Below are 25,840 nucleotides of genomic sequence, written 5' to 3' on the forward strand. Positions count from 1 at the left end.
GACCGAAGTCATGACGCCCGGTCAAGCGAATCCCTCGAAGATCCCCTACTCTGCGGTGGGTGCGGCTTCCTCCCAGACGAAATCGTCCTGTCCGGCGTATCTATCTGACCACGGCGGTCAGCGTCGCCTCCGTGGGCCTGGTCGCCCTGGCCGGCGCCGAGGCGGGCGAGGGCGGCTCGCTCAAACCCTGGTGGATCGTGCTCAGCATCGTGATGAGCGTGATGGGCGCCGCGGTCCCCGGGTACGAGCAGATCCGCAAGGAACGCCTGCGCAAGGAGGCCGAGCAGGCGGCGATCGAGGCCGCCGTCGAGATGCGGGTCACGCTGAACGACGCGCTCGACCCGATCGTCCGGCAGCTCGGACGCGTCGCCACCGCCACGAACCGCCAGGAGCGGAGCAACCTGCGGGAGGCGACCGTCCCGATGATCCTGGACTCTGCGGCGCACCTCCTCGACGGCCAGCGCGTCCGCGCCTGCTGGTTCCGCCTGGACGATGGGAAACCGCGCAGGCTGGTGCCGACGCAGTACGCCGGGCGCGCGGACGAACCCGTGACGATCTTCGAGGAGGGCACGCCCGTGGGCGACTCGGCCTTCGCGATGATCCGGCACAACCAGCACGCCGTGGCGCTGGACGTGGAGACCGACCCGCCGCCGGGGTGGCACGGCTCGGCGCAGCACGGGTATCGGTCCTTCATCGCGGTGCCGGTGGTCGCCGGGCAGCGGGCGTTCGGGATGCTGACGGTGGACGCGATCGACGTCGCCGGGGTGACTGAGGCGGAGGTGCCGTTCGTACGGCTGCTGGCCGGCCTCCTCGCGGACGCGCTCGCCGTCGGCGCCCCAGAGGAGGGCCTGCTGCGCCTTGGCCGATAACACATTAGGTATTGATCCAAATTGACCTTTGCCGTGGCCCCACACACACTTGCGGATAGGGAGGGAGTTGGCTATGGCTGACGACATCGTCGTGCAGGACTCCGACGATCGGTCGGAGCGCATGATCCGCGACCCCAAGCGTTACTTCGAGGAGGCTCGGCAACGGGCCGAGCGAGAGCTGAAACGCGAGGTCGAGGGCCGGCCGCACCGGAACGGCCGCGTGGAGCACGGCTGACCGACCGAGATGAGCGACGCGGGCCCCATCCGGAGCCCGCGTCGTCATGTTGAAGCCGGAAACCGCTTCCGGTTCAGTCCGGGGACGGCGTGCTCCTCGAGCCGGGCGTCCGCCCGCGCGTTCAGCGATGGACCAGCTCCGTCATCTCCTCGTGTGCCTACCTAAGGTGCGGTTCCCGGCGCACGGGTTGAAACCTGCCCGGCGGGTAAGCGGACTCATATGAGCCTTCAGCGAGATCTCGAGGCGCGGGTCGACGGGGAGGTCCGGTTCGATGCGGGCTCACGCGCGGCGTACGCGCACGACTCGTCCAACTACCGGCAGCCGCCGATCGGGGTCGTGGTGCCCCACAGCGTCGAGGCCGCCGTCGAGGCGGTCCGGGTGTGCCGCGACCACGGGGCGCCGGTGCTCTCGCGGGGCGGGGGGACGAGCCTGGCGGGACAGTGCTGCAACGAAGGCGTGGTCATCGACTGGTCGAAGTACTGCAATCGGCTGGTCTGGCTGGACGAGACCCGGCGGCGGGCGCTGGTGGAGCCGGGCATCTGCCTGGACGACCTGAACGACCGCCTGAAGCCCCACGGCCTGCATGTCGGGCCGAAACCGTCCACCCACGACACGTGCACGATCGGCGGGATGATCGGCAACAACTCGTGCGGCGCCTCGGCTCAGGCGTACGGCAAGATGGCCGACTCGGTGATCCGCCTGGAGGTGCTCACCTACGACGGCGTGCGGATGTGGGTCGGGGAGACCTCCGACGAGGAGTACGAGAAGATCCTCGCCGACGGCGGCCGCCGCGCGGAGATCTACCGGGCGATGCGCGAGCTGCGCGACGAGAACATGGCCCTGATCCGCACCCGGTACCCCGACATCCCGCGCCGGGTGTCCGGCTACAACCTCGACTCCCTGCTCCCGGAGAAGGGCTTCAACGTGGCGCGGGCGCTCGTGGGCAGCGAGTCCACGCTGGTCACCGTGCTGCAGGCGGAGATCGAGCTGTTCCCGGTGGCGAAGTACCAGACGCTCGCCGTCATGGGGTATCCCGACATCTTCCGGGCGGGCGACGCGGTGACCAGGGTCGCGAGTCACCGGCCGCTGGCGCTCGAGGGACTGGACGAGACGCTGGTCGACGTCGCCCGCGCCGAGAACGTCGCGGGCAAGGACGCCCTCGAGGGACTGCCCGAGGGGTCGGGCTGGCTGATGGTCCGGTTCGGCGGCGACACACGGGAGGAGGCCGACTCTCGCGCCGAACGGATGATCAAGGAACTGCGGGGGACCGAGCACGACCCGCACGTGGTCTTCATGGACGACCCCGCCGAAGAGGAGCGCCTGTGGAGGATCCGCGAGGCGGGGCTCGGCGCGACCGCGTACCCGCCGGGCCATCCCGACACCCATGAGGGCTGGGAGGACGCCGCCGTCCCGCCGGACCGCCTCGGCGACTACCTGCGCGACTTCCGGAAGCTGCTGGACGAGTTCGACTACGGGCGGACCTCGCTGTACGGGCACTTCGGCCAGGGCTGCGTGCACACCCGCATCGCCTTCGACCTGGAGGACCCCGACGGGGTGGCCAAGTACCGCCGGTTCGCCGAGCAGGCCGCCCGCCTGGTGGCCTCCTACGGTGGGTCGCTGTCCGGCGAGCACGGCGACGGCCAGTCCCGGGCCGAACTCCTGCCGATCATGTTCGGGACCGAGATCGTCGAGCTGTTCGGCCGCTACAAGCAGATCTTCGACGCCGACGACCGGATGAACCCGGGCAAGGTCGCCGCCCCGCCCGGCGGGCGCGTGTACCGGCTCGACCAGAACCTCGACCACCTCGGCTACGACCCCGCCGAGCCCCGGACCCACTTCTCGTACCCGAAGGACCATCACCGGTTCACCCACGCCGCCGCCCGCTGCGTCGGCATCGGCAAGTGCCGGTCCTCCTCGGGCGGCGTGATGTGCCCGAGCTACCGGGTCACCCGCGAGGAGGAGCACTCCACCCGCGGCCGCGCACGCATCCTCATGGAGATGATGCGCGGCGACGTGATCACCGACGGCTGGCGGTCGGACGAGGTGCACGACGCCCTCGACCTGTGCCTGGCGTGCAAGGGCTGCCGCGGCGAGTGCCCCGTCAACGTGGACATGGCGACCTACAAGGCCGAGTTCCTGTCCCACCACTACCGGTGGCGGCCCCGGCCGCTCGCGCACTACTCGATGGGCTGGCTGCCGCTGTGGGCCCGGATGGCGTCGGCCGCGCCGCGCGCGGTGAACGCCCTGACGCACGCCAAGGGCCTGAACCGTGCCGTCAAGCGGGCCGGCGGCATCGACCGCCACCGCGACCTGCCCTCCTTCGCGTCCGAGCGCTTCACCGACTGGTTCGCCCGGCGGGGCTCGCAGGGGGACGGCGAACCGGTGGTGCTGTGGCCGGACACGTTCACGAACAACTTCCACCCGGACGCGGGCAAGGCCGCCGTACGAGTGCTGGAGGCGGCCGGGTTCCGCGTCGAGGTGCCGCCCGTCCCGCTGTGCTGCGGGCTGACCTGGATCTCCACCGGCCAGCTCGGCGTGGCCGCCCGCGTGCTGCGGCGCACCGTCCGCGCCCTCGCGCCACGGCTCCGCCGCGGTGTGCCCGTCATCGGCCTGGAGCCCAGCTGCTCGGCCGTCTTCCGCTCCGACGCGCCCGAACTGCTGTCCGGGGAGCCGGTGTCGGAGGACGTCGAGCGGCTCGCGAAGCAGACGCACTCGCTGTCGGAGTTCCTGCTGGACCGGGCCTCCGGGTTCGTCACGGCGCCGTCGCCCGGGACCGGGATCCACGCGATCGCCCAGCCGCACTGCCACCAACACGCCATCTGGGGGTTCGACGCCGACCGCGAGCTGCTGAAGCGCGTCGGTATCGAGGCGGAGGTCCTCGACGAGGGCTGCTGCGGCCTCGCCGGCAACTTCGGCTTCGAACGCGGGCACTACGACGTGTCGGTCGACGTCGGCGAGCTCGGCGTGCTGCCCGCCGTACGGAACGCCGCGGACGGCACCCGGATCCTCGCCGACGGGTTCTCCTGCCGGACCCAGATCGAGCAGCGGACCCCGGCCCGGCCGGTCCACCTCGCCGAACTCCTGGCGGAGGTGCTCACGTGATCGGGCTCTACGCGGCCGCGTACACGATCCCGACCGACGGCCCCGAGGCGGACGGCACGCTCGAGTGGACGTCGACGACGATGGTGCTCGTCGAGGCGCGGGCGAACGGCCGCCACGGCATCGGCTGGACGTACGGCCCGGCCGCGATCGCCGACGTGGTGACCTCGGAGCTGGCGCCGGTGGTGAGCGAGGACGTCCCGGCGTCGCACGAGGCGATGTGCCGGGCGGTCCGCGACGCCGGGCGGCCGGGGATCTGCTCGATGGCGATCTCCGCGGTCGACTGCGCGCTGTGGGACCTGCGGGCCCGGACGTTCGGGCTCCCGCTGCACCGGCTCCTCGGCGCCGTCCGCAGCGAGGTGCCGGTGTACGGCTCCGGCGGCTTCACCACCTATGACGCGGCCCGGACCCGGGAGCAGCTCGGGCGCTGGGCCGGGGATCTCGGCATCCCCCGCGTCAAGATCAAGATCGGTGAGGCGTGGGGGACCCGGGAGAGCCGCGACCTGCGGCGCCTTGAGCTCGCCCGCGAGATCCTCGGTGGCGGCGTGGAGCTGTACGCCGACGCCAACGGCGCGTACTCCGCCAAACAGGCGATCCGCGTCGCCCGGCAGGCCGCCGACGTCGACCTGCGGTGGTTCGAGGAGCCCGTCTCCTCGGACGACCTGCCCGGCCTGCGGGAGGTCCGTGCGGCCGTCGACTGCGAGGTGGCCGCCGGGGAGTACGGCTATGACCTGCCGTACTTCGCCAGGATCATCGACGCCGTCGACTGCCCGCAGGCCGACGTCACCCGGGTCGGCGGCATCACCGAGTTCCTCCGCGTCGCCGGCCTGGCCCGCGCGCACGGCAAGGACCTGTCCGCGCACTGCGCGCCGCACCTGCACGCGGCCGTCATGGCCGCGATCCCGAACGCCCGCCACATCGAGTGGTTCCACGACCAGGTACGGATCGAGTCGATGCTCTTCGACGGCGCGCTGTCGCCCAAGGGCGGCTCCATCCGCCCGCGCGACGACGCCGCCGGCCTCGGCCTGGAGTTCAAACGGGCCGACGCCGAGCGCTACCGCGTCCGCTGAGCCGGAACCCGGTCAGGGAAGCCGAGTCATGCGTCCGGTCAGGTGGCGGACGGCAGGGCGACGACGGTGCGGATGCGCCGCGCCACCTCGTCGACCTCCTCCACCGGCAGGATCGGCTCGGAGTCGTGGCCGCCGCGCTCGGCGTCGGTCCACACCCAGCACCACCACAACCGGCCCCCGCGGGACTCGATCGTGACGGACTGGCTGAGCGGCGCTGCCGGCTCGAAGAGGTGGGCGACGCCGTCGCCGAGGTCGGGCGCCGGTGCGTCGCCGCGCACCGACAGGGTCAGGGGCCCGGTGATCGTGGCGTGCAGCCCGAGCCCGGTCACCTCGTCGGCGAGCGTGCGGAGCGCGTGTTCGAGCGCTTCGCGGTGGGGAGTGGGGCGTGCGCCCATCGCTGTTCCCTTCCGGAATCGCCGGTCTTCGAACAGGCCGTCGACACCTGCTGTTTCAGCTGGTCAATGAGACTGTTTCGGCAAGTCCAGCCCTTTGTTGGAAATGATGCATGCTGATCGGTGAGGGCGGTAGCGGGCGAGTGCGATACGCACTACTCTCCGAATATGGACGGTCACGGCCTCCCTGAGGCACTTCGATCGATCATGGGCCGGCGCGGCTGGTCACAACTGGATCTGGCCCGCGAGCTGGGCGTATCTCAGAGCTGGGTGTCCCAGGCGTCGCGCGGGATTCGCGACCCGGGAATCGGACGAACGGAACGACTTCTGAGCCGCGTAGGTTGGGAGGTACGCATATCGCCCATTTCGGAGGACGATCCCGTGAGGCGCAGAGAGTTCGTCGTGACGGCCGCATCAATCACATTCGTCCCCTCCCCGAAGGTCGGCCCCTATCAGGACCCGGGTTACGTCCGGCACCTCGCCGAACGGCTCGCGCACGACCGTTACCAGCAGGGCGGCACCCCGGTCGTCGCCACGGCGCTGCGGCATCTCCGGAAGGTCGGCCCGGCGGTCAACGGCTCCGACCGTGCGCTCCAGGAGGCCTCCTCCGACCTGGCCGGTGAGGCCGCACGCGTCCTCTACGACTCACGGCGCTACCCGGCGGCCGAGCGGACCGGCGTGTTCGCCCTCGAACTGGCCCGCCGCTCCGGCAGCGTCCGCGCCCAGGCCGACGCGTACAGCACGCTCAGCCGCGTCAACATCGACCAGCGGCGCGGCGACCGCGGCGCGATGTACGCGCGGCGGGGCCTGCGGCTCGGCGACCTGCCGCCGGCGCGCGAGGCGTGGCTGCGGCTGCGCCTCGGCCGCTCGCTCGCCCTACTGCCCGGGCGGGAACGCACGGCACGAGAGGTCCTCGAGGAGGCCCTGACCGTCCAGGGGCTGCCCGCGTACGAGACGGCCGACATGCTGGGGAACGTCGGGGTGGCGCTGCTCGGCATGCGGGAGTACGACGTCGCCCGGGCCACCATCGCCGAGGCCGTGCGCCTCAGCGGCCAGTGCTCCGCTCTCCTCGCCGTCGCCTACCAGGCGTGGGAGGTCGAGGCGGCGCTGCGGTCGGACGACCCGTCCCTGGCGGCCGTCCGGATGACCACGCTGGCCCGGATCGCGCCACTCGTGTCGTCCGCGCGGGTCACCACCCACATCGAGAGCGTCTACCGGATGTCCGGCCGCTGGGCCGGCGTGCCGGAGATGCGCGACGCCCGCGACCAGCTCCACTCCGTCATGCGAGGGTGAGCGGGGCCGGACACCCCCTAGGTCAGCCGATCATCCTCGGCGACCCCGTTCAGCTGGTCGCGCAGCTCATCGGCCACTGACGTGCCGAGCACCTCGGCGACCCGGTCCTGAGCCGATCGCCACAACACGAACGCCTGTTCATACCGTCGGCGTCCCTCTTCGGTGAGTGTGACGTTCACGCTGCGTCGATCTGCGAGGTCTTTGTCCAGCCGGACCAGGCCATCGCGCTGCAACGGGCGCAACGAGTGACCAAGCCCCGAGCGATCCAGCACGAGCGCACGGGCCAGCTCGTTGATGGTGACCGGCTCGCCATCGGCAAGTTCGCTCAGAATGGCGTACTGGGTCGACCGGAGACCCGTGGGCGCCAACACGTCGTCATACAGCGCCGTCAGGCGCCGTGACGCCTTGCGCAGCGTCGTGGCGTAGCACGCCCGCGTCGCCGAAACCGGTGGCCGCACCGTCCGCATGTTCACTGACCCACACCTGATCCTTCACTGCCCCGCAGGAGCTGCGTGCACCTGCGCGGGGGGCAACAACGAGCGCCGCACCCGTTATTTCTAAATTTGAGGGCATGTGCCCTTAATCATAACGGGCATATGCCCCTATCTGGGTGCGTTGCACCGGTCGGTGGCTCCAGCCACCCCACCTCGGAAGGGACCTCGTCATGGCACGCCACATCCTCATCACCGGCGCCACCGGCAAGACCGGCGCATCCGCCGCGGCCACGCTCCTCGCGCACGGCCACCACGTACGCGCGCTGGTTCACCGCACCGATGAGCGCTCCGACCGGCTCGCCGCCGCCGGCGCCGAGGTCGTCGTCGGAGACCTCCTGGACCTCGACGCCGTGACCCGGGCCGCCAAGGGCATCGACGCGATCTACCTCACCTATCCGATCGCCCCGGGCCTGATCGAGGCCACCGCCACGCTGTTGCAGGCGGCCGAAGAGAACGGCGTCGGCGCGATCGTCAACATGTCGCAGATCTCGGCCCGGCGCGACGCCGCCAGCAACGCCGCCCGCCAACACTGGATCGCCGAACGCCTTCTGGACCACTTCAGCGGGACGGTGACCCACATCCGGCCCACGTTCTTCGCCGAATGGCTGATCAACTTCTGGGACGAGACGACCGGCGAACTCCGACTGCCCTTCGCCGACGCACGCCACGCCCCTATCGCCGCCGAAGACCAGGGACGAGTGATCGCCGCGATTCTGGAGGATCCCCAGCCGCACGCCGGAAAGATCTATCCGCTCTACGGCCCGGTCGAGCTCGACCACCACCAGATCGCCGAAGCGATGACCCACACCCTGGGCCGACAGGTCACCTATGTGCCGATCGAGATCGAGGAGTTCCGGTCCGAACTCGAACAGCGCGGCCTGGACCCCCACTTCGTCCAGCACCTGATCAACGTCGCGGTCGATTACCGCAACGGGATCTTCGCCGGTACCAACGACACCGTCCGCACCCTCACCGGCGTCGAGCCACTCACCGTCGAGGCCTTCATCGAACGTAACAAGCAGTACTACGACGGCCGGGAACGCTGGAACAACCGCTGACCGGCCATCCCGGTCCCGGCCGGCCCGGGAGTCACCAGAAACACTCATCGCCGTCAAGCGAGGGTCGGCGGGCTCGGCGCGCCCGCCTCAGTCCGGGCGGCAGCCGTGCTGCCTGCATGAACGCGCCGGTCCGCTGAGCGGGACGAGTCGCTTGGCCGCAGCCTTCCGTCTGGGCAGGGTACCGCCCAATATCACGTACTTAGTACGTAACCCCGACGAGGAGGTCTGCGGATGCACGCGACCGGGCTGGGCCCACCCAGCCATCGTTCCGTGGCTGCGGGACTGGTCGGGCGGGCGATCGCCCTGCCACCGTTGACAGCGTTCATCGCCCGGCGGGTTCTTCGCGGGCTCGCCGTTCTGTTCGTGTTGTCGATCGTCGCCTTCGGGCTCGTCCGGCTGCTCCCCGGGAATCCGGCCGACGTTCTGGCCGGCCCGTACTCCGACGCGGCGACGCGGGCACGGCTGGCCCAGGATCTCGGGCTCAACCGTCCGCTGACCGAGCAGTACCTGCTGTGGCTCGGCAGGCTCCTTCACGGGGACTTCGGGGTCTCGGTCTACAACGGACTGCCGGTGCTCCAGCTCATCAAGCAGCGACTCCCGAACACCCTGGAGCTGGCCTTGGCCGCGACGGTCGTGTCGATCCTGTGGGGTGTGCCCGCCGGCACGATCGCGGCCCTCCGCCAGGGCCGGACCTTCGACCGGTTGGCCCGCGGCGCCGCCTTCCTGGGACTGGCGACTCCGGTGTTCGTCTTCGGTGTCTGTCTGGTCCTGGTGGCCTCGATCGCCGTGCCGAGCTGGCCGAGCGTTGGATTCGTCCCGTTCTCGGACCAGCCGGCGCGGAACCTGCAGAGCACGGTCCTGCCGGCGCTCGCACTGGGGCTTCCCCTCGGCGCGACGCTGTGCCGGTTCATGCGCACCTCGATGATCGAGGTCTACGAACAGGACTACCTCCGCACCGCGCTGGCGACCGGGGCGACGCGTCTGCAGGCGACACTCCGGCACGGTCTGCGGAACGCGTCGGGCCCCGTGGTCACGGTGGCCGGACTGCAGCTGGCCGGCCTGGTCGGCAACTCCATCCTGATCGAGAACGTCTTCGCCATCCCGGGCATCGGCCAGCTCACGGTGAACTCGCTGATGCAGAAGGACTACTCGGTGACGCAGGCCTGCATCCTGCTGCTCGGACTCGTGTACATCGTGATGAACCTCGTGGTCGACCTGATCCACCCGCTGATCGATCCCAGAGTAGGTGAATCGCGATGAGCGAGTCGCCGGTGTTGTCCGACGCGCCCGCGGACACGAACGAATCCCCCGAGAACGCGTCCGCCGCTCGCGCCCGGCGGCGGGGCGCCCGAATCAGCGCCGGAGTCGCCGTCGGTCTCGGCCTCCTCGTGCTGATGTTCGCCCTCGCGTACGTGGCGCCCCTGATCCGGCCGTTCTCCCCGAGTGAGGTCGCCGGGAAGCCCTTCGCCGCCCCCAACGGGACCAACTGGCTGGGCACGGACGACCTGGGCCGGGACTACTTCGTCCGGCTGTGCGTCGCCGGGCGCACGTCGCTGTCGATCGCGCTGGCGGGTTCGGTGCTGGCGCTGGTGGCCGGTTCGGCCGTCGGGTTCGCGGCGGGTGTCGGCGGTCGTTGGCTCGATGCGCTGCTGATGGGCGGCGTCGACCTTCTGCTGTCGTTCCCGTCGCTCCTGCTCGGGCTGGCGGCGGTGACGGTCTTCTCGTCCTCGATGACGACCCTGATCGCGGTGCTGTCGATCGTGTCGCTTCCGCACTTCGCGCGGATCGTCCGGGCGCGGTGCCTCGAACTCCGCGAGCTGGAATTCGTTCTGTCCGCGCGGATCTCCGGTGTGCGGTCCTCCACGATCGTCGTGAAGCACCTGTTGCCGAACGTCTTTCCCCTGATGATGGTCCAGCTCGCGAACTCGGCGGCCATCGTCATCCTGCTGGAGTCGGCGCTGAGCTACCTCGGCCTCGGCGTTCAGCCGCCGACGCCGAGCTGGGGACGGATGATCGCCGAATCCCAGAACTACCTGACGGACTCCCCGTGGCTGGTCCTCGGCGCCGGCGGGGCCCTGCTGTTGTCCTCGATCGGCTGGGGACTCATCGGCGAAGGCTTCGCGACCTCACGCCGCTCTGTCGTCTGACCGGCGCGCCCCGCACGGCGCCGGCGACCAATCGCTCCTCTCCCCACCAGGGCCGCAGAGAAAGAAGCAGCACCATGACCTCACGCATGCCGGTCAGCAGACTGGCGCTCACCGTGGCGGCGATCGCCGCCACGTCGATCACATTGGCGGGCTGCGGGGGCAGCGGCCAGACGCAGTCCGGTACCGGAGGCGGCGCGCCCCATCGCGGCGGCGTTCTCACCGTCGGCGACGAGAGCCAGCCGCTGAGCGGGCTCGATCCCATCCTGGCCCAGGCGTTCGACGCGAAGCGCTTCGCCGCACAGTTCTACGAGGGCCTTCTCTCACTCGGGCCCGACGGCAGCACCCTGAAGCCGGCACTGGCGACCTCGTGGAAGCAGACGTCGCCGACCACCTACGAGTTCACGCTGCGCCAGGGCGTCACGTTCCACGACGGCAGCCCGCTGAAGGCGAGCGACGTCGTGTTCAGCCTCAAGAGGATCGTCGACCCGGCGGTGCACTCGCCGTACGGACCGCTCTACAAGTTCAAGGACGTGACCGCTCCGAGCGACGACAAGGTCGTGGTGAAGCTGGTCGATCCGCAGTCCTCGCTGCTGCACCTGCTCGCCCAGCCGTGGAGCGCCGGCATCGTCAGCGAGCGGTGGGTCCGGTCGCATTCGGCCAACGACCTCAAGACGCAGGAGGACGGGACGGGCCCGTACAAGCTCGCGGAGTTCCGGGAAGGCTCCCTGATCAAGACCGTTCGATTCGACGGCTACTGGGACAGGCCGAAGCCGTACATCAACGAGGTCGACTACCGGGTCATCCCTGATGAGGCGACCCGCGTGCAGGCCCTGCAGTCCGGGACCGTGGACACCATTCAGGTCGTCCTTCCCAAGAACGCGTCCGTGCTGAAGCGCAGGTTCACGGTAAGCGACGGATACGACGTCGGCGCCTACTGGCTGGGCCTGAACACGGTGAGCGGTCCGCTGGCGAACGAGAAGGTGCGCCAGGCGATCAGTCTCGGCATCGACCGGAAGCAGTTGATCACCGTCGGATCGCAGGGGGCCGGCGTCGCCTCGGGGATCATCCCGCCGGGAGACCCGGTCATGGCGGGCCAGGCGGGAGACCTGCCGGGCACCCAGTACGACCCGAACCAGGCGAAGCAGCTTCTCGCCGCGTCGGGAGCGGGAGCCGTGAAGCTCAAGCTGGCGATCCGGTCGAACCGGCCGGACAAGCTCGCGACCGCGCAGCTCATCAAGGAACAGCTGTCGAAGATCGGCGTGGAGGTGGACATCACGCAGGTCCCCTTCGAGCAGCTGACCAGCAACCTGCTGTCCGGCAACTGGAACGCCGACATGATCCAGCTGACGTCCGCGCTCAACGCCGCCCCCGGCCAGTACCTGAGCCTGTGGTTCGAGAAGGGGTCGAAGACGACGAAGGTCAACGACCCGGAGCTGTGGAAGCAGATGTCGAACGCCGTCCACCAGACGGGCAGCGACCAGGAACGGCGTCAGACGTACGCGGACATCAACCGGTACGTCGCGCAGCGGGTGTACATGCTCGTCCCGTATGCCGCGCCCCCGGTGTACGACGTGTGGTCCAAGAAGCTCGCGGGGTTCAAGACCGAACCGTCGAGCACCCGGATGTTCCTGAAAGACGCATGGATCGGGTGACGGAGACGATGAAGGTCGCAGCCGCAGACGGCTCCGGAGAGACGCAGAAGGACGACGCGCGGCGCGGCGAAGCCGTGCTGAGGTGCCGCGATTTCAACGTTCGCTACGGCTCGGCGCCGGACAGCGTCCGCGCCGTCGACCTGACGGTACGAGCCGGGGAGATCGTCGGCCTGATCGGCGAGAGCGGGAGCGGGAAGACCTCCGTCGCCATGGCATGCCTCGGGCTGCTGCCCAAGCAGGCGCACGTGTCCGCTGAGACGTTCGAGGTGTGCGGCACCGACCTGGTGGCCGCCGACGGCAAGGCGCTCACGCGACTGCGCGGCAGCGAGGTCGCGATGGTGTTCCAGGACGCCATGGGAGCACTGGACCCGAGCATGCGGGTCGGCCGGCAGATCGGCGAGGTGGTGGCGCGGCACCGTGGTCTCAAGGGCAAGGCACGGCAGAACGCGGTGCTCGAGCTGCTGCGCAGGGTGCGAGTGCCGGAACCGGAGCACCGGGCCCGGCAGTACCCGCATCAGCTCTCGGGCGGGTTGCGGCAGCGCGTGGCGATGGCGCTCGCGCTGGCCGGCGAGCCACGCCTGCTGCTGGCCGACGAACCGACGACGGCACTCGACGTCACCGTGCAGGCGGAGATCCTGCGCCTGCTGCGGACGGTCCGCGACGAGTTCGGCGTCGGGATCCTGCTGATCTCGCATGACATCGGCGTCATCGCGCAGACCGCGGACCGGGTGGCGGTCATGCGGGACGGCGAGATCGTCGAGAGCGGCGCCGTGGAGGACGTGCTCCTGCGTCCGACCTCGGACTACACCGGGATGCTGCTCGGCTCGGTGCCCAAACTGGGCGACCGCGCCGGGCGCCGGCCTGCGGGAGGAGGAACCGATCCGGCCGGCGCCCCGCTCTTCGCGGTGGACGGGTTGAGCCGCAGTTTCCGGGCACGAGGCCGTGTCGTGCACGCGGTCCGGGACGTCTCGTTGCGGGTCGGCCGGGGAGAGGTGCTCGGCGTCGTCGGCGAGTCCGGCTCCGGCAAGAGCACCCTCGCCAAGATGCTGGTCGCGCTGGACCAGCCCAGCGCGGGCCGGCTGGAGATGAACGGAGCCGACTACGGCAGGCTGCGGGGCAAGCGGCTGAAGGCCTTCCGGCGTGCCGTGCAGATGGTGTTCCAGCACCCGGCGGGCTCGCTGAACCCGAAGCTTCGCGTGGTCACATCGGTGCGCGAGCCGCTGGCCGCCGGCGGCGTGACCGGCGGCGAGGCACGGCGGCGGATCGACGAGGTGCTGGCGGAGGTCGGCCTGCCGCCGGAGACCGCGGGCCGGCTGCCCCACGAGTTCTCCGGCGGGCAGAAGCAGCGCATCGCCATCGCCCGCGCGATCGCCGCCCGGCCGCAGGTCGTGGTCCTGGACGAGCCGACCTCGGCGCTGGACGTCTCCGTACAGGCACAGGTACTGGATCTGCTCCTCAAGGTCCAGCAGGCGGAGGAGCTGACCTACGTCTTCATCTCCCACGACCTCGCGGTCGTACAGGCCGTCTCGGACCGGGTGATGGTGATGTACGCGGGCCGGGTCGTGGAGATCGCGGAGGCGGAGGCGCTGTTCGCCTCGCCGGCGCACTGGTACACCAGGGCGCTGCTCGAGGCCGTTCCGTCCCCCGATCCGCGCGACCGGCCCGAATCGGGCGCGGCGAGCCCACCGGACACGGGTGATCGGCCGGAGGAAGCCCGGGGGTGCGCGTTCGCCGCTCGATGTCCCCGGGCCGAATCTCGATGCCGGGCGGAGGCCCCGGCACTGTCCACGCTGAGTGCGGGGCATGCGGTGGCGTGCCACTTCCCCGCGGATCGAGAGGGGCCGGAATGACGTCGCCGCTGGACGCCGTGGCTCAGGCGGACCTCGTACGGCGGGGCGAGGCGTCACCGAGAGAGCTGGTCACGGCCGCGATCGAGCGCATCGAGGCGACGAACCCGCAGATCAACGCCATCACGCATCGGCGGTACGACCAGGCGCTCGCCGAGGCGGACACCGTACGCGGGGACGCCCCGTTCGCGGGTGTGCCCACTCTGGTGAAGGCGCTCAACGACAGCAAGGGAGACCCGGCGAACTACGGATCCGTGTGGGTGGCCAGGCACGGCCGCGTCGCGCGGGAGGACGCCGTCATCAACCGGCGGCTCAGGGAGGCCGGGTTCGTCGTCGTCGGCCAGACCTCGACACCGGAGTTCGGCCTGGTCTCGGTCAGCGAGAGCCGTGTCCACGGTGTCACGCGGAATCCGTGGCGCACCGACCTGACCTCCGGCGGTTCGTCGGGCGGTGCGTCGGCCGCGGTCGCCGCGGGAATGGTGCCCGTGGCGCAGGGCGGCGACGGCGGCGGGTCGATCCGGATGCCGGCCGCGTTCTGTCACCTGGTCGGATTGAAACCGAGCGTCGGGCGCATCAGCGCGGGCCCGGGCAGGCCCGACCGATGGGGGCACAGTGGTCCGGCGGTGGTCACGCGGACCGTGCGCGACACGGCGGCGGTGCTCGACGCGCTGAGCGGCGGTGCGCCCGGAGACCGGGGCGGCCCCGCGCCCCTTCCGCCGGGTGGCCTGGCCTCGATGGTCGGTCGCGATCCGGGGCGGCTCCGGATCGGGGTTCTCGCCCACGCGCCCGACCACGCCCCACAGGTCGTGGAGCCGGTGCGGGAGGCCGTCCTGGACACCGCCCGGATCCTCGAGCGGCTCGGGCACAAGGTCGAGGACGCCTACCCCGAGCCGATGTTCGATCCGATGTGCCTGAAAGCCTTCTTCGACGCGCTGAGCGTCACCGCCGTCCAGACCATCGAGGCGCTGATCGCGGAACTCGGCGAGCCGCCCGGCCCCGACGACCTCGATGCCGTCACCCGGTTCTGGGTACGGCGGGGGCGGGAGATCACCGGGCTGGAACTCGCCGACGCCCTTGCCTGGCAGGGCCGGCTGCGCGCCGACATGGCGAACTGGTGGCAGGACTTCGACCTGCTGCTGAGCCCGGTGTTCGCCACGCCGCCCAAGCCGGTGGGATGGCCGTGGGAGGAAGCCGACGGCCTCCAGAAGTCGGTAAACGTGCTCACGTTCACCGCGCCGTTCAACACGACCGGGCAGCCCGCGATCGCGGTGCCCGCGGCACTCACCGAGTCCGGCGAGCCCATCGGAATCCAGCTGGCCGCGGCGTACGGGCGTGAGGACCTGCTGGTCTCCGTGGCGGCGCAACTGGAGGCCGAACGCCCCTGGGCGGAGCTTCGCCCGCCGGTCTTCGCGGAGGAGATGCCGGAGCGCCGTCGATGACTCACGAGCAGAAGAGGTACGGCATGACCGAGAATCGCAGGCAGCACTCGCCGACCCCGACCGTGTTCACAGGTGCCCGGCTGGTGGACGGAACCGGCGCCGCCCCCGCCGAGTCGACGGCCGTGGTGGTGGAGGGCGGCAGATTCACCTACGTCGGGCCGGAGGGTTCACGGCCGCGGATCGACGGCGCGACGGTCGTCGATCTCGACGGGCGCACGCTGCTGCCGGGGTTCTTCGACTGCCATGTGCACTTCCTCATGGACAGCAACGCCGACTTCACCGGAAGGTTGGTGACCAACCGGCCGACGGTGACCGTTTTCGAACGGGCACAGCGCATGCGGGACACGTTGCACGCGGGAGTCACGACGGCGCGCGACCTCGGCGGCATCGACGCCGGCTACCGGGACGCGGTGGCGCTCGGCCTGATCGAGGGTCCCCGGCTGCACGTCGCCTTGCGGTTGATGAGCCACACCGGCGGCCACGCCGACTTCCGGCTGCCCAGCGGGTACGACCCGTCGGCCCTTGTGGGGCCGTTCAGCGAGCTCGCCGACGACCCCGACCAGGTCCGGTTGGCGACGAGGCGGCTGCTCAGCGAGGGCGCCGACGTCATCAAGGTCTGCGCGACCGGTGGTGTGAACAGCCCGAGCGACCAGCCCGAGGACGAGGGCCTGACCGTCGAGGAGATCAGGGCGGTCGTGGAGGAGACGCGCCGGCACCGCGGCCGGCCGGTCGCCGCGCACGCACAGGGCACGCAGGGCATCAAGAACGCCCTGCTGGGCGGCGTGTCCAGCATCGAACACGGCTATCTCATGGACGATGAGTGCATCGACCTCATGCTGGAGACGGGTGCGTTCGTGGTCCCGACCCTGTCGACCTTCCACATCGATCGGGGGCTCTACACGGCAGCGGCCTATGAGCAGAAGATGCGCATGGCCGAAGCCGCCGTGGACCGGCTGGGTGAGGCGGTCCGGCGTGGGGTGAAGGTGGCGCTCGGCACCGACTCGGGCGTCTTCGCGCACGGCCAGAACCTCCGGGAACTCGCTCATATGGTCGAGCTGGGGCTGTCCCCGCTGGAGGCCATCCGCGCCGGGACGCTGAACGCCGCCCAGCTGCTGGGCCTGGACGAGACGCTCGGCACCGTCGAGGTGGGCAAGATCGCCGACCTCGTGGTGTGCGACGGTGATCCGGTCGCCGACATCGACATGCTCGGCGACCCGGCGAACGTGGTGCTGGTGATGCAAGAGGGCCGGCTCGTCAAGCGCGCACTCGCCGAGGCCGCCCGGTAGCGAAGACCCGATCGAGGCCGGCGGCGAACGCGTCCCGTCGCCGGCCGCTCGATCACCGCCGAGACGGAAACACCGACGTACCGTACGCTTTGACCAGCGTACGAAGGGATTTCATGTCTCGGGGGCAAAGAGGGCGCGACCGCTCACTGACGCGCGACCGCATCATCGACGTCGCCCTGCGCATCGCGGACAACGAAGCAGACCTCGACCGGCTGACCGTGCGCCGGCTCGCAGGCGAGCTGAATGCCGGCACGATGACGCTGTACGGGTACTTCCGAAACAAGGACGAGATCCTCGACGCGATGGGGGACCGGGTGCTGGGCGGGATGTACCTGCCCGACGAACCCGACGCCGGGCCGGCAGAGGCGTTGCACACCGTCGCGCACGCGTTCTTTCGAATGATGCGCGAACATCCCAGCGTCGTCCGGCTGCTCACCACGCGCATCACCGACAGCCGGCGTGCCTTGGGCGGCGCGATGGAGGCAGTGCTTCAGCGGCTGGTGGACGCGGGGATTCCCGGCCCGCTGGCGGTGCGGTGCTACGGGTTCCTGATCACCTACACGATCGGTTTCGCCGGCTATCAGGTCCCACGCCGCTGGGGCCGCGAGGACGCGGCCGACGGCGCCGAGGCACGCTCGCGGCGGAGGCATTTCTACCACGGGCTCCCCACCGAGGATTTCCCGCAGGTGGTGAGCCTGGTCGACGAGATCGTGGAGCTGCCGTCCGACGAGCAGTTCGAATCCGGCCTGGCGGCCTATGTCGACGGCATGCTCCACATGCTGACCCGCGCGGGAGTCGAGGTCTGAAACGAGACGAGTTGGGCCAAAGGGCAAGCCTCATGGCGGCTCGTCAAGGACTGCGGCTACGCGGCCGCGGCCGTGGTGCGGCGGAGAGCGCTGAGGTCGCCTCGAACGACGTCGGTATAGGGGATCGTGAAGTCCCCGTTCGGCATGGTGCTGGTGAAGCGTGCGCCCATCACTCGAGCCGGGAGGTACGGGGCGGCGGGTCCGTGCCGGTCGGGGTGCCGGCCGTGTCCGGTACGGCTGTCGTCGGCGGTGTAGGTGACCGGGACACCCCATGAGGCCGGTGGGTCGTCTCGTCCGAGGATGACCCAGTGGTCGGTGGGGACGTGCGCCGTCAGATCGGGGACGCCTCCGGTGTGGCAGTCCAACGCGGGCAGTACGAAGTGGCGGAGGCTGTGCGGCCGGTACCACATGAGCAGTGGGTTGGCCGATTTCGCCTCGGTGTTGTCGAAGCAGCACACGATGATCGCGTGTCCGGGATAGCGAGCGGCATAGAAGTCGAACAGTGGCCTGTTGGGCCGGATCCGCCGGTGCTCGGGCACTTGTTCCAGCGCCCGAGGGATCAGGGTGGGGTCGGTGGCCAGGACCACGGTGTAGATGTCATGGTCGAAGATCTGGACGGGCGGTGGTCCGCCGGCCGCCGCCACACAGCCCTCTGGCATCGGCCCCCGGCCGCGGGTCGGGGGAGCGAGGGCGTCGACCATGTCGCGCAGGACGCGCGGGCAGTGGCGGGTGTCGACGAAGTTCGCCGGGGTCATGCCGGTGGCGGGCACGTGCAGGAGCATCGCGTTCGGTCCGCTCGCCAGGTTGACGGCGGTGTTCTGATAGCCCAGCACATGGACCCGGCCGTGCTCGGGGTGCCTGGCCTGACCGTGATACAGGACCGTGCCCGAGAACCGTGACGCCGCCGTCGACACGCACATCCGACATCCTCCAATGCTGAGATCACCTGGAACCGGTGGAAAAGGGGCCACGTATCAGACGTCTTAGTGAGTGTTTGGGACGTTATTGTTCCGTCCCGTTGCACTTGGCGCACGTCCCGGTGATCTGACGTATTTGCCGGTTGTCCCGTCACATACGACGCATGACCGCAGCTCGACCCTTAGGCGGCCAGCTTCTCGAGGCCGGTCCGAACCCAGCTGAGGCCCAGTTCGTCGGCTAGGTTCCGAGCGGTCGCGACGAGTGTGGCACGCTCAGGATCATCCTCGGGCAGCTCGCCGGCGAGCAACAGTTGGGCCGCAGCGATCTGCGGACGCATGCCGGCTGCAGAACGCAGGTGCAGCGAGCGTCGCAGCATGCGCAGCCCCTCTTCGCGATCGCCGTCGTCGATCACGTGCCAGGCCGAGTGGCGGAGCACGATGGACTCGAGGATCAAGTCACCTTCCTGGTGGGAGGCCTGTAGAGCCTTGGCGTAGTGCGCCTTCGCGGCAGCACTGTCTTCGCGGACGTTGTCGAGGAGCGCACCCCAGTGGAACTCGGCCCATCCGTGCGTCTTCGGGTGGGCGGCGGCGAAACGGTACCCGGCCTCTGCGGTCTCGTAGTCGTCTGGCAGCGGGTCCAACTGGAAGAGCAGACGGGTGTAGGCGAGCCGTGCGGTGAGAAGGCGAGCCTGCGGCGATTCCGGATCGAGGGCCGCTATCGCGTCGGCCGCGGCTTCGATGCCGTCGACCCGGAACAAGAACCGCTCGTAGAGGATCTCGGCCTTCAGTTCGAGCGCTTCGGTGCTCTTCTCTTCGGCCAGCAGCGCAGCGGCGTGATCCCAGTCACCGAGTACGTGGAGGCGGCGGGCCGCGCCAAGGCTAGTGTAGGTGCCATTATCCGTCATGCTGCCGACATTAAGAGTCGGGCATGTAGGTGGTCAAGTGGATTACAGCGACTACATGGAGAATGTGGCCCGTGGTTGTCGGCGTCTGTTGGCACGGCGTCATCGGGTGGTGGCCGCCTTGCGGCGGGCGCGGTGGTTGGCGACGGTCGTCCGGCTGGCGCAGGCGTTGGAGCAGAAGCGGCGGCTGCGGTTGCGGGAGTCGTCGACGTAGAAGCGATTGCAACCGTCCGCCTGGCAGCGGCCCACGGTCACCGCCGGGTCTCCGCAGATCGCGTGTGCGAGGGCTGCGGCGCAGCTGCGGCCGAGCCAGGCGACGGGCTCCTCCCCGTCGCGGGCGAAGTGCAGGTGCTGCTGGCCCTCCCCGTCGTGCTCACTGACATGGATCGCGGGCGGGAAGCGTTCCAGGAGCAGGTTGACGGGGGCGATCGGTCCGGTGTCCGCGACGGCTGCGACCGCCTCGCGCAGGGGCCGGAGGAGATCTCCCAGCTCGTCGGTGTCCGGTTCGGCTATGTGGTGCTGGCGGAAGAACTCTCGCCGCAGCTCGCTGGGCTCGTCACCGTTGACCAGTTCGACGGCTAGCCGGGTCAGATTACCAATGTAGGCAACGTAACGCATTTGACCACCTACCTCCTTGGTTTTGATAGTAAGCAGCATGAGCATGAACACCGACGACACTATGACGTCTAAGGTCCGGTGAAAATGATCGCCGACATCGACCTGGGCCAAGGCCTGCGGCTGCGTACCTTGACTGCACATGACGTCGACCTCGTGGTCGAGGCCACCGGCACCGAGACGGCTCGGGCCCTCTGGGGGCCACGCCCGGCCGGACCCTACACACCTCGGGACGCGCGCGCGGCGCTGAACGCCTGGGATCCAGCCGCAGGATGCCAGGCGTCCTACGGGATCCTCAAGCACGACCGCCTGCTCGGCGCCCTGGGACTGATGATCGACGGCCCGCAAAGCGCCGAACTCGCCTACTGGGTGCGACCGGAAAGCCGTCGCCAAGGCCTGGCCCTGCGCGGTATCAACGCGCTGACCCGCTGGACGCACGACGAACTGGGCCTCGACCGGATCTGGCTTGAGATCAACCCCGCCAACACCCCCTCGCTAGGTCTGGCCGACCGCGCCGGCTACCGGTACGAACAACGCCTCCCACACCACTGCCGTGCCTGGACCACGCCCGAACCCGACCACGACACCTGGCACGACTGCATGATCTGGGCACACACCAGCCTCATGACATCATCAGCCACCTGAGCCCGAGCAGGCCTCCCACGGCAGCGGGCGCCGATGATCACGCCGGCCGACCGGCCCCGTGCGACGTGAAAGGGGGCCGGGTGCATGAACGCACCCGGCCCCCTCACAGACCGACTTGACCGGTTAGAACCGGTAGGACAGCAGGTACTTCGCCGTCGGGGTGCCGACGCCGGTGATGTCGTCGTAGCCGCGGACCGCAGGCAGTGCGTCACCCTTGGGGATGCCGTAGTTGCCGGTGGTGCGCAGCACGTAGACCAGCGGGGTCTTCTTGGCGTACGGGTCGGTGTAGTTGGTCCGTACGAAGGCCACCGGGTTCTTGCCGAGCGGGTGGTCGGTCACGTCGTGGTACAGGCCCTTGCCCGCCCGCAGGTAGATCGCCGGGTTGGCGAAGCCGAGCGGCGCGCCGCCCTGGCGCTGCTGGGCGAGCGCCTGCAGGCCGGCGATGACCGGGCAGGCGAGGCTGGTGCCGCCGACGCGGCTCTCGGCGTAGCCGAACGTTCCGTCCGGCAGCTGCGCCCAGATCGGGTAGCGGATGCCGGTCGTCGAGTCGGCGACGGCCGAGATGTCCGGGATGACGCGCATCGGCTTCGCAGCCTTCGAACCGTCCGGCAGCGTCCTGCTCAGCGACGACGGGACGACGGCCCGCTGGTAGCCGGGCTGGGTGAACCGGTCGCTGGTGCCGCCACCAGAACCGCCGGCGTAGTTGTCCGGGTAGTGGCCGGGAGGCGCCGGGTCCCACGTCTTGCCGTCCTTGGACAGCGAGTCGGTGGTGAAGTTCCAACCGGTCTCGAACTTGTAGCGGTTGTGCCCGTCCACGGCGAGGCTCGTGCCGCCGACCGCGGTCACCCACGGGTCGGAGGCCGGCATGTCCGTCTGGCGCTTCGTGGAGCCGGAGGCGCCGTACCGAGCCTGGCACGGCGTGTTCGGCACCTCGTAGCCGCAGTCACCGGTGGAGAAGTAGAAGCCGATGCCCTCGATGGCACCCTGCTTGTAGATCGTCTCCTCCGCCTGGACCATGGTGTCGTCGTAGTGCTCCGACAGGTCGCCCCAGGAGTTGCTCACGATGTCGGCCAGGTGGTTGTCGACGATCTTCAGAAGAGCATCGTCCAGGCCGGTGTCGTAGCAGTTCTGCGCGCCGACGTAGACGACCTTGGCCTTGGGCGCCACCGCGTGCACGGCGGTGACGTCCAGGGCCTCCTCGCCGTACCATCCGGCCGCACCGCACTCGTCCGTCTTGTCGAAGGTGGCGGGCAAGGCCTCCTGGTACTGGCCCTTGGCGAACGGGCGCTCACCGTACTTCTTGGCGTAGATGTTCGAGACCTCGAGCATCTTCGGCGCGGCGTAGGCGTCGACGATGGCGACCGTCGAGCCCTTGCCGGTGAGGCCGCTCGCCGTGGCGCCGTACGCCCCGCGCAGCTGCTTGGGCAGCAGGCCGCACATCGCGCGCGGCTGGTGCTTGCCGTATGCCTTGGGCTGCGCGGTGGCCACCTTCTGTCCGTAGTACTGCGCGCACGGCTGGGCGACCCAGTAGTTCGGCTCGGGCGGCGGCAGCGAGTCGCCGTGGACCCGGACGTGCTTGGCGCTGTCCAGGCCAGTGATCGTGAGCACGGCCGAGGAGACCGAGGTGGGGACGGTCGCCTCGCCGGCGGGCGCCCGGACGACCGCGCCCTGGGCGGCGTAGTTGCGGAAGTCGGTGCCGAAAGCCTTCTTTGCCTGGGCGACCTGCCCGGTGACGTGGATGTAGTGGCTGTTGACGGCGTCGACCCGCAGATGCGAGGAGGTCAGCCAGGACTTCACGGCGTTCACCTGCTCGGCCGTGGGGCCGAAGCGGGCGTTGAAGTCGGCGGGGCTGAGGAACTTGCGGTACTGCGGGCTGCCCGGCGTGGAGACCGCCTGGGCGTAGGCGTCGAGGCCCTTCGGGTCCTTTCCGGCCAGCCAGATCCTCGCGTCGAGCTGCTGCTCGTCGCTGGTCTTGCCGCGGTCGGCGGAGGCACGCGCCCAGGTGGGCTTGGTGCCGGCGACCGGTTTGCGGTCGTTCGCCTGCGCCGTGGTCGTGGCCGCCAGGCCCGCCGCGATGAGCGGCAGTGCCAGGGCCGCGGCCGTCAGCGCGCGACGACGTCGTCCGTCTCGGGACATCCACCAGTCCTTTCGTGAGCGGCGGAATGATCGCCGCGACGCGAGGATTTCGGTGGGGCTCCCGTGAATCAAGAGACGTTATGAAATAGATGCAAGAATCGGGAACTGAGGGCCACATGTGGACACCGAGCAGGGCTCTTGCGTGTCGCGTCACGAGGGCGAATAGTGGATTGCGGCGATGCCTCAGGGCAGGGGAGACCACCTCATGGTCCTACTCGGTCGTACGCCCCCGGCCGCGCCGGCGCGGTCCCGGCCCCGTACGAAGGGGCACCTGGTCGTCTCGTGGCTCACGTCGACCGATCACAAGGTGATCGGTCAGCTCTACCTGGCGACATCGTTCGGCTTCTTCCTGGCCGCGGGTCTGATGGCCATGCTCATGCGCGCCGAGTTGACCAAGCCGGGCCTGCAGCTGGTGAGCAGGGAGCAGTTCAACGTGTTGTTCACGATGCACGGGACGATCATGCTGCTGCTCTTCGCGACGCCGCTGTTCGCCGGCTTCGCGAACGTCATCATGCCGCTGCAGATCGGATCGCCGGACGTCGCGTTCCCGCGTATGAACATGTTGAGCTACTGGCTGTTCCTGCTCGGCGGGCTGATCGTGCTCGCCTCGGCGTTCGCGCCCAGCGGCGCGGCGAGCTTTGGCTGGACCGCCTACGCGCCGCTGAACAGCGTGGTCAGATCGCCCGGAATCGGCGGGGATCTGTGGATCATGGGGCTGGTGCTGTCCGGCCTCGGCACCATCCTGACCGCGGTCAACTTCATCACGACGATCATCGGAATGCGGGCGCCGGGCATGACGATGTTCCGGATGCCGATCTTCACGTGGAACGTCCTGTTCACCAGCGTGCTCGTGCTGATGGCCTTTCCGATCCTGGCCGCCGCGCTGCTCGTCCTCGAGGCCGACCGGAAGCTCGGCGCGCACGTGTTCGACGCCCAGTACGGCGGGGCCATGACCTGGCAGCACCTGTTCTGGTTCTTCGGCCATCCCGAGGTCTACATCATCGCGCTGCCGTTCTTCGGGATCATCACCGAGGTGATCCCGGTGTTCAGCCGCAAGCCGCTGTTCGGGTACATCGGCATGGTCGGTGCCACCATCGCGATCACCGGGCTGTCGATGGCCGTTTGGGCGCACCATATGTTCGCCACCGGCCAGGTACTGCTGCCCTTCTTCTCCTTCGTGACGTTCCTGATAGCGATTCCGACCGGGGTGAAGTTCTTCAACTGGGTCGGCACCATGTGGCGGGGGCACCTGTCCTTCGAGTCACCGATGCTGTGGGCCATCGGGTTCCTCGTGACCTTCCTGTTCGGGGGCCTGACCGGCGTCATCCTCGCCTCGCCGCCGCTGGACTTCCAGGTCACCGACTCGTACTTCGTGGTGGCGCACTTCCACTACGTGGTCTTCGGGACCGTCGTCTTCGCCATGTTCGCCGGGTTCTTCTTCTGGTGGCCGAAGATGACCGGGAAGATGCTCAACGACCGGCTCGGAAAGATCCAGTTCTGGATGCTGTTCATCGGCTTCCACACGACGTTCCTGGTCCAGCACTGGCTCGGGGCCGAGGGGATGCAGCGGCGGGTCGCCGACTACGCCCGGGAGTTCGCCACGCTCAACTTCATCTCCAGCATGGGCGCGTTCCTGCTGGGGGCCTCCACGCTGGTGTTCTTCTGGAACGTGTTCATCACCGCGCGGAAGGCGCCGCGCGTCGGAGTCGATGATCCCTGGGGTTTCGGCAACTCCCTCGAGTGGGCGACCTCATGCCCGCCGCCGCGCCACAACTTCACCTCGATCCCGCGGATCCGCTCCGAGCGCCCCGCCTTCGACCTGCACTACCCGCGTCTGCCATCGCCACCGGCCGAGGAGCTCCCGGCCGGTGAGGAACGCTGAGAGCAGCCCCTCGGGCCCGGCGCCCGCCGCCCAGAGCCGTACGCCGAGGCCGGCGCCCCTCATCGCGGGCGGGCCGGGCCGGCGAGCGGTTCGGAGGTCAGCGGGCGAAGCCGCCCATGCGCCGTACGCTGAGGCCGGCGACGCGCACGGCGCCCCGGGGCCACAGCCGGGCGGCCAGCCACGCCGCGCGGGACGAGGCGGGGGCCACGATGAGGGCGTCGTTCCGGTCGACGCCTCGCAGCACGTCACGGGCCAGCGCGGGGGCGGGGTAGAGCCTGCGCTGCACGCGCTGTGCCGCCCGCCGGGCGTTCGTCGCGGCCTCGGTCGCGGGCAGGTCCGGGTTGGCGTTGTCGAGCAGGGGCGTGTCCACGAAGCCGGGACAGATCGCGCTGACCCGTACGCCCCGGCTCGCCGCCTCAGCGCGGAGCGCGAGGCTCATCCCGACGACCGCGTGCTTGGTGGCGGTGTAGGGCAGCATCAGCGGCGCGGGCACCAGGCCGGCCATCGACGCGGTGTTCACGATGTGCCCGTGCCCCTGCTCCAGCATGATCGGGTACGCCGCGTGCACGCCGTGGACGACGCCTCGCAGGTTGACGTCGATGGTGCGGTTCCAGTGGTCGAGGGTCAGCTCCTCGGCCAGCCCGCCGACCGCGATGCCGGCGTTGTTGAACACCAGGTCCAGCCGGCCGTGCTCCTCCCGGACCGACCGGTACAGCGCGGCGACCGCGTCGGCGTCCGTCACGTCGAGGGCGGCGGCCGTGACCTTCGCGTGCGCGGACAGCCGGTCCGCGACCTTCTTCGCGCCGTCGGCGTCGATGTCGGCGACGGTCACGGTGTCGCCGCGCGCCGCGAGGGCGGTCGCGATGGCGCGGCCGATGCCGGAGGCTCCGCCGGTGACGATGGCGATCCGGGAGGTCATGCGAGGACTCCTCATACGGGTCTAGGGGGTGGCCGGTGGATCTTGTTCGTAGCGAGCGGCGTCCAGAGTGCGCCTCGCAAGGCGGAGGAGGGAGGCAGCCTGGTTTTGGCTGCCGACCGACGACAACGCGGCGAGGC

Annotated in this window: 22 protein-coding genes; 15 read left to right on the top strand and 7 right to left on the bottom strand. The window is 69.8% G+C overall.

Annotated elements, in window-relative coordinates; all coding sequences use genetic code 11:
* The first annotated feature begins 131 nt into the window (after positions 1-131).
* The 4 genes from ABEA24_RS49390 to ABEA24_RS49405 all read left to right on the top strand — a co-directional run bounded on the left by ABEA24_RS49390 (position 132) and on the right by ABEA24_RS49405 (position 5,273).
* A complete protein-coding gene (locus ABEA24_RS49390; protein ID WP_345442792.1) occupies positions 132-869 on the top strand; it encodes a GAF domain-containing protein in 738 nt (245 codons plus the stop codon).
* Between the two features lie 73 nt (positions 870-942).
* Positions 943-1,104 (top strand): hypothetical protein, encoded by a 162-nt coding sequence (locus ABEA24_RS49395; protein WP_345442794.1) that lies wholly within the window; start codon positions 943-945, stop codon positions 1,102-1,104.
* 219 nt (positions 1,105-1,323) lie between these two features.
* Positions 1,324-4,206: an FAD-binding and (Fe-S)-binding domain-containing protein gene (locus ABEA24_RS49400; protein WP_345442796.1), complete on the top strand. Its 2,883-nt coding sequence runs from the start codon at positions 1,324-1,326 to the stop codon at positions 4,204-4,206.
* Positions 4,203-5,273, top strand: a complete 1,071-nt coding sequence (locus tag ABEA24_RS49405; RefSeq protein ID WP_345442798.1) for an enolase C-terminal domain-like protein — start codon at positions 4,203-4,205, stop codon at positions 5,271-5,273. Before ABEA24_RS49400 ends, ABEA24_RS49405 begins: the two co-directional genes overlap by 4 nt.
* 38 nt (positions 5,274-5,311) lie before the next feature.
* On the opposite strand, the gene ABEA24_RS49410 is transcribed toward ABEA24_RS49405, so the two are convergent.
* Positions 5,312-5,668: a hypothetical protein gene (locus ABEA24_RS49410; protein ID WP_345442800.1), complete on the bottom strand. Its 357-nt coding sequence runs from the start codon at positions 5,666-5,668 to the stop codon at positions 5,312-5,314.
* A 378-nt stretch (positions 5,669-6,046) separates the two neighbouring features.
* Here ABEA24_RS49410 and ABEA24_RS49415 point away from each other — a divergent pair, with 378 nt between their 5' ends.
* A complete protein-coding gene (locus ABEA24_RS49415) occupies positions 6,047-6,958 on the top strand; it encodes a hypothetical protein (RefSeq protein ID WP_345442802.1) in 912 nt (303 codons plus the stop codon).
* 17 nt (positions 6,959-6,975) lie between these two features.
* On the opposite strand, the gene ABEA24_RS49420 is transcribed toward ABEA24_RS49415, so the two are convergent.
* On the bottom strand, positions 6,976-7,425 hold the full coding sequence (locus ABEA24_RS49420; RefSeq protein ID WP_345442834.1) for a MarR family winged helix-turn-helix transcriptional regulator: 450 nt from the start codon (positions 7,423-7,425) through the stop codon (positions 6,976-6,978).
* A 197-nt stretch (positions 7,426-7,622) separates the two neighbouring features.
* Here ABEA24_RS49420 and ABEA24_RS49425 point away from each other — a divergent pair, with 197 nt between their 5' ends.
* The 8 genes from ABEA24_RS49425 (at position 7,623) to ABEA24_RS49460 (ending at position 17,687) form a co-directional block, all read left to right on the top strand.
* Positions 7,623-8,510: an NmrA family NAD(P)-binding protein gene (locus ABEA24_RS49425; RefSeq protein ID WP_345442804.1), complete on the top strand. Its 888-nt coding sequence runs from the start codon at positions 7,623-7,625 to the stop codon at positions 8,508-8,510.
* Positions 8,511-8,780: 270 nt separating this feature from the next.
* Entirely contained in the window at positions 8,781-9,770 is a 990-nt protein-coding gene (locus ABEA24_RS49430; protein ID WP_345442806.1) for an ABC transporter permease, read from the top strand.
* Positions 9,767-10,657, top strand: coding sequence for an ABC transporter permease (locus ABEA24_RS49435; protein WP_345442808.1), 891 nt, complete (start codon positions 9,767-9,769; stop codon positions 10,655-10,657). The genes ABEA24_RS49430 and ABEA24_RS49435 overlap by 4 nt, the downstream gene beginning before the upstream one ends.
* Before the next feature lie 74 nt (positions 10,658-10,731).
* A complete protein-coding gene (locus ABEA24_RS49440) occupies positions 10,732-12,309 on the top strand; it encodes an ABC transporter substrate-binding protein (RefSeq protein WP_345442810.1) in 1,578 nt (525 codons plus the stop codon).
* The gene (locus ABEA24_RS49445) at positions 12,306-14,159 is read left to right on the top strand and encodes a dipeptide ABC transporter ATP-binding protein (RefSeq protein ID WP_345442812.1); all 1,854 of its coding nucleotides are present in this window, start codon (positions 12,306-12,308) and stop codon (positions 14,157-14,159) included. The genes ABEA24_RS49440 and ABEA24_RS49445 overlap by 4 nt, the downstream gene beginning before the upstream one ends.
* Positions 14,156-15,595 carry an amidase gene (locus ABEA24_RS49450; RefSeq protein ID WP_345442814.1) on the top strand — a complete coding sequence of 480 codons (1,440 nt, stop codon included), beginning with the start codon at positions 14,156-14,158 and terminating at the stop codon, positions 15,593-15,595. The genes ABEA24_RS49445 and ABEA24_RS49450 overlap by 4 nt, the downstream gene beginning before the upstream one ends.
* Positions 15,596-15,618: 23 nt before the next feature.
* Positions 15,619-16,881, top strand: coding sequence for an amidohydrolase family protein (locus ABEA24_RS49455; RefSeq protein WP_345442836.1), 1,263 nt, complete (start codon positions 15,619-15,621; stop codon positions 16,879-16,881).
* A 113-nt stretch (positions 16,882-16,994) separates the two neighbouring features.
* Complete coding sequence (locus ABEA24_RS49460; RefSeq protein WP_345442816.1) at positions 16,995-17,687, top strand: TetR/AcrR family transcriptional regulator; 693 nt, start codon at positions 16,995-16,997, stop codon at positions 17,685-17,687.
* A 56-nt stretch (positions 17,688-17,743) separates the two neighbouring features.
* Here ABEA24_RS49460 and ABEA24_RS49465 read toward each other — a convergent pair whose 3' ends face one another.
* The 3 genes from ABEA24_RS49465 to ABEA24_RS49475 all read right to left on the bottom strand — a co-directional run bounded on the left by ABEA24_RS49465 (position 17,744) and on the right by ABEA24_RS49475 (position 20,124).
* A complete protein-coding gene (locus ABEA24_RS49465; RefSeq protein WP_345442817.1) occupies positions 17,744-18,607 on the bottom strand; it encodes a hypothetical protein in 864 nt (287 codons plus the stop codon).
* A gap of 179 nt (positions 18,608-18,786) precedes the next feature.
* Positions 18,787-19,509 carry a hypothetical protein gene (locus ABEA24_RS49470; protein WP_345442819.1) on the bottom strand — a complete coding sequence of 241 codons (723 nt, stop codon included), beginning with the start codon at positions 19,507-19,509 and terminating at the stop codon, positions 18,787-18,789.
* A 99-nt stretch (positions 19,510-19,608) separates the two neighbouring features.
* Positions 19,609-20,124: a CGNR zinc finger domain-containing protein gene (locus tag ABEA24_RS49475; RefSeq protein WP_345442821.1), complete on the bottom strand. Its 516-nt coding sequence runs from the start codon at positions 20,122-20,124 to the stop codon at positions 19,609-19,611.
* Between the two features lie 84 nt (positions 20,125-20,208).
* On the opposite strand from ABEA24_RS49475, the gene ABEA24_RS49480 reads away from it, so the two are divergent.
* The gene (locus ABEA24_RS49480; protein WP_345442823.1) at positions 20,209-20,766 is read left to right on the top strand and encodes a GNAT family N-acetyltransferase; all 558 of its coding nucleotides are present in this window, start codon (positions 20,209-20,211) and stop codon (positions 20,764-20,766) included.
* Between the two features lie 123 nt (positions 20,767-20,889).
* Here the strand turns inward: ABEA24_RS49480 and ABEA24_RS49485 are convergent, their stop codons facing one another.
* Positions 20,890-22,902: a S53 family peptidase gene (locus ABEA24_RS49485; protein WP_345442825.1), complete on the bottom strand. Its 2,013-nt coding sequence runs from the start codon at positions 22,900-22,902 to the stop codon at positions 20,890-20,892.
* 205 nt (positions 22,903-23,107) lie between these two features.
* On the opposite strand from ABEA24_RS49485, the gene ctaD reads away from it, so the two are divergent.
* The gene (gene ctaD, locus ABEA24_RS49490; protein WP_345442828.1) at positions 23,108-24,784 is read left to right on the top strand and encodes an aa3-type cytochrome oxidase subunit I; all 1,677 of its coding nucleotides are present in this window, start codon (positions 23,108-23,110) and stop codon (positions 24,782-24,784) included.
* Between the two features lie 97 nt (positions 24,785-24,881).
* Here ctaD and ABEA24_RS49495 read toward each other — a convergent pair whose 3' ends face one another.
* Positions 24,882-25,703 (bottom strand): SDR family NAD(P)-dependent oxidoreductase, encoded by an 822-nt coding sequence (locus tag ABEA24_RS49495; protein WP_345442830.1) that lies wholly within the window; start codon positions 25,701-25,703, stop codon positions 24,882-24,884.
* Positions 25,704-25,840: the final 137 nt, after the last annotated feature.

The sequence above is a fragment of the Actinoallomurus vinaceus genome, assembly GCF_039542055.1.
GTDB lineage: Bacteria > Actinomycetota > Actinomycetes > Streptosporangiales > Streptosporangiaceae > Actinoallomurus > Actinoallomurus vinaceus.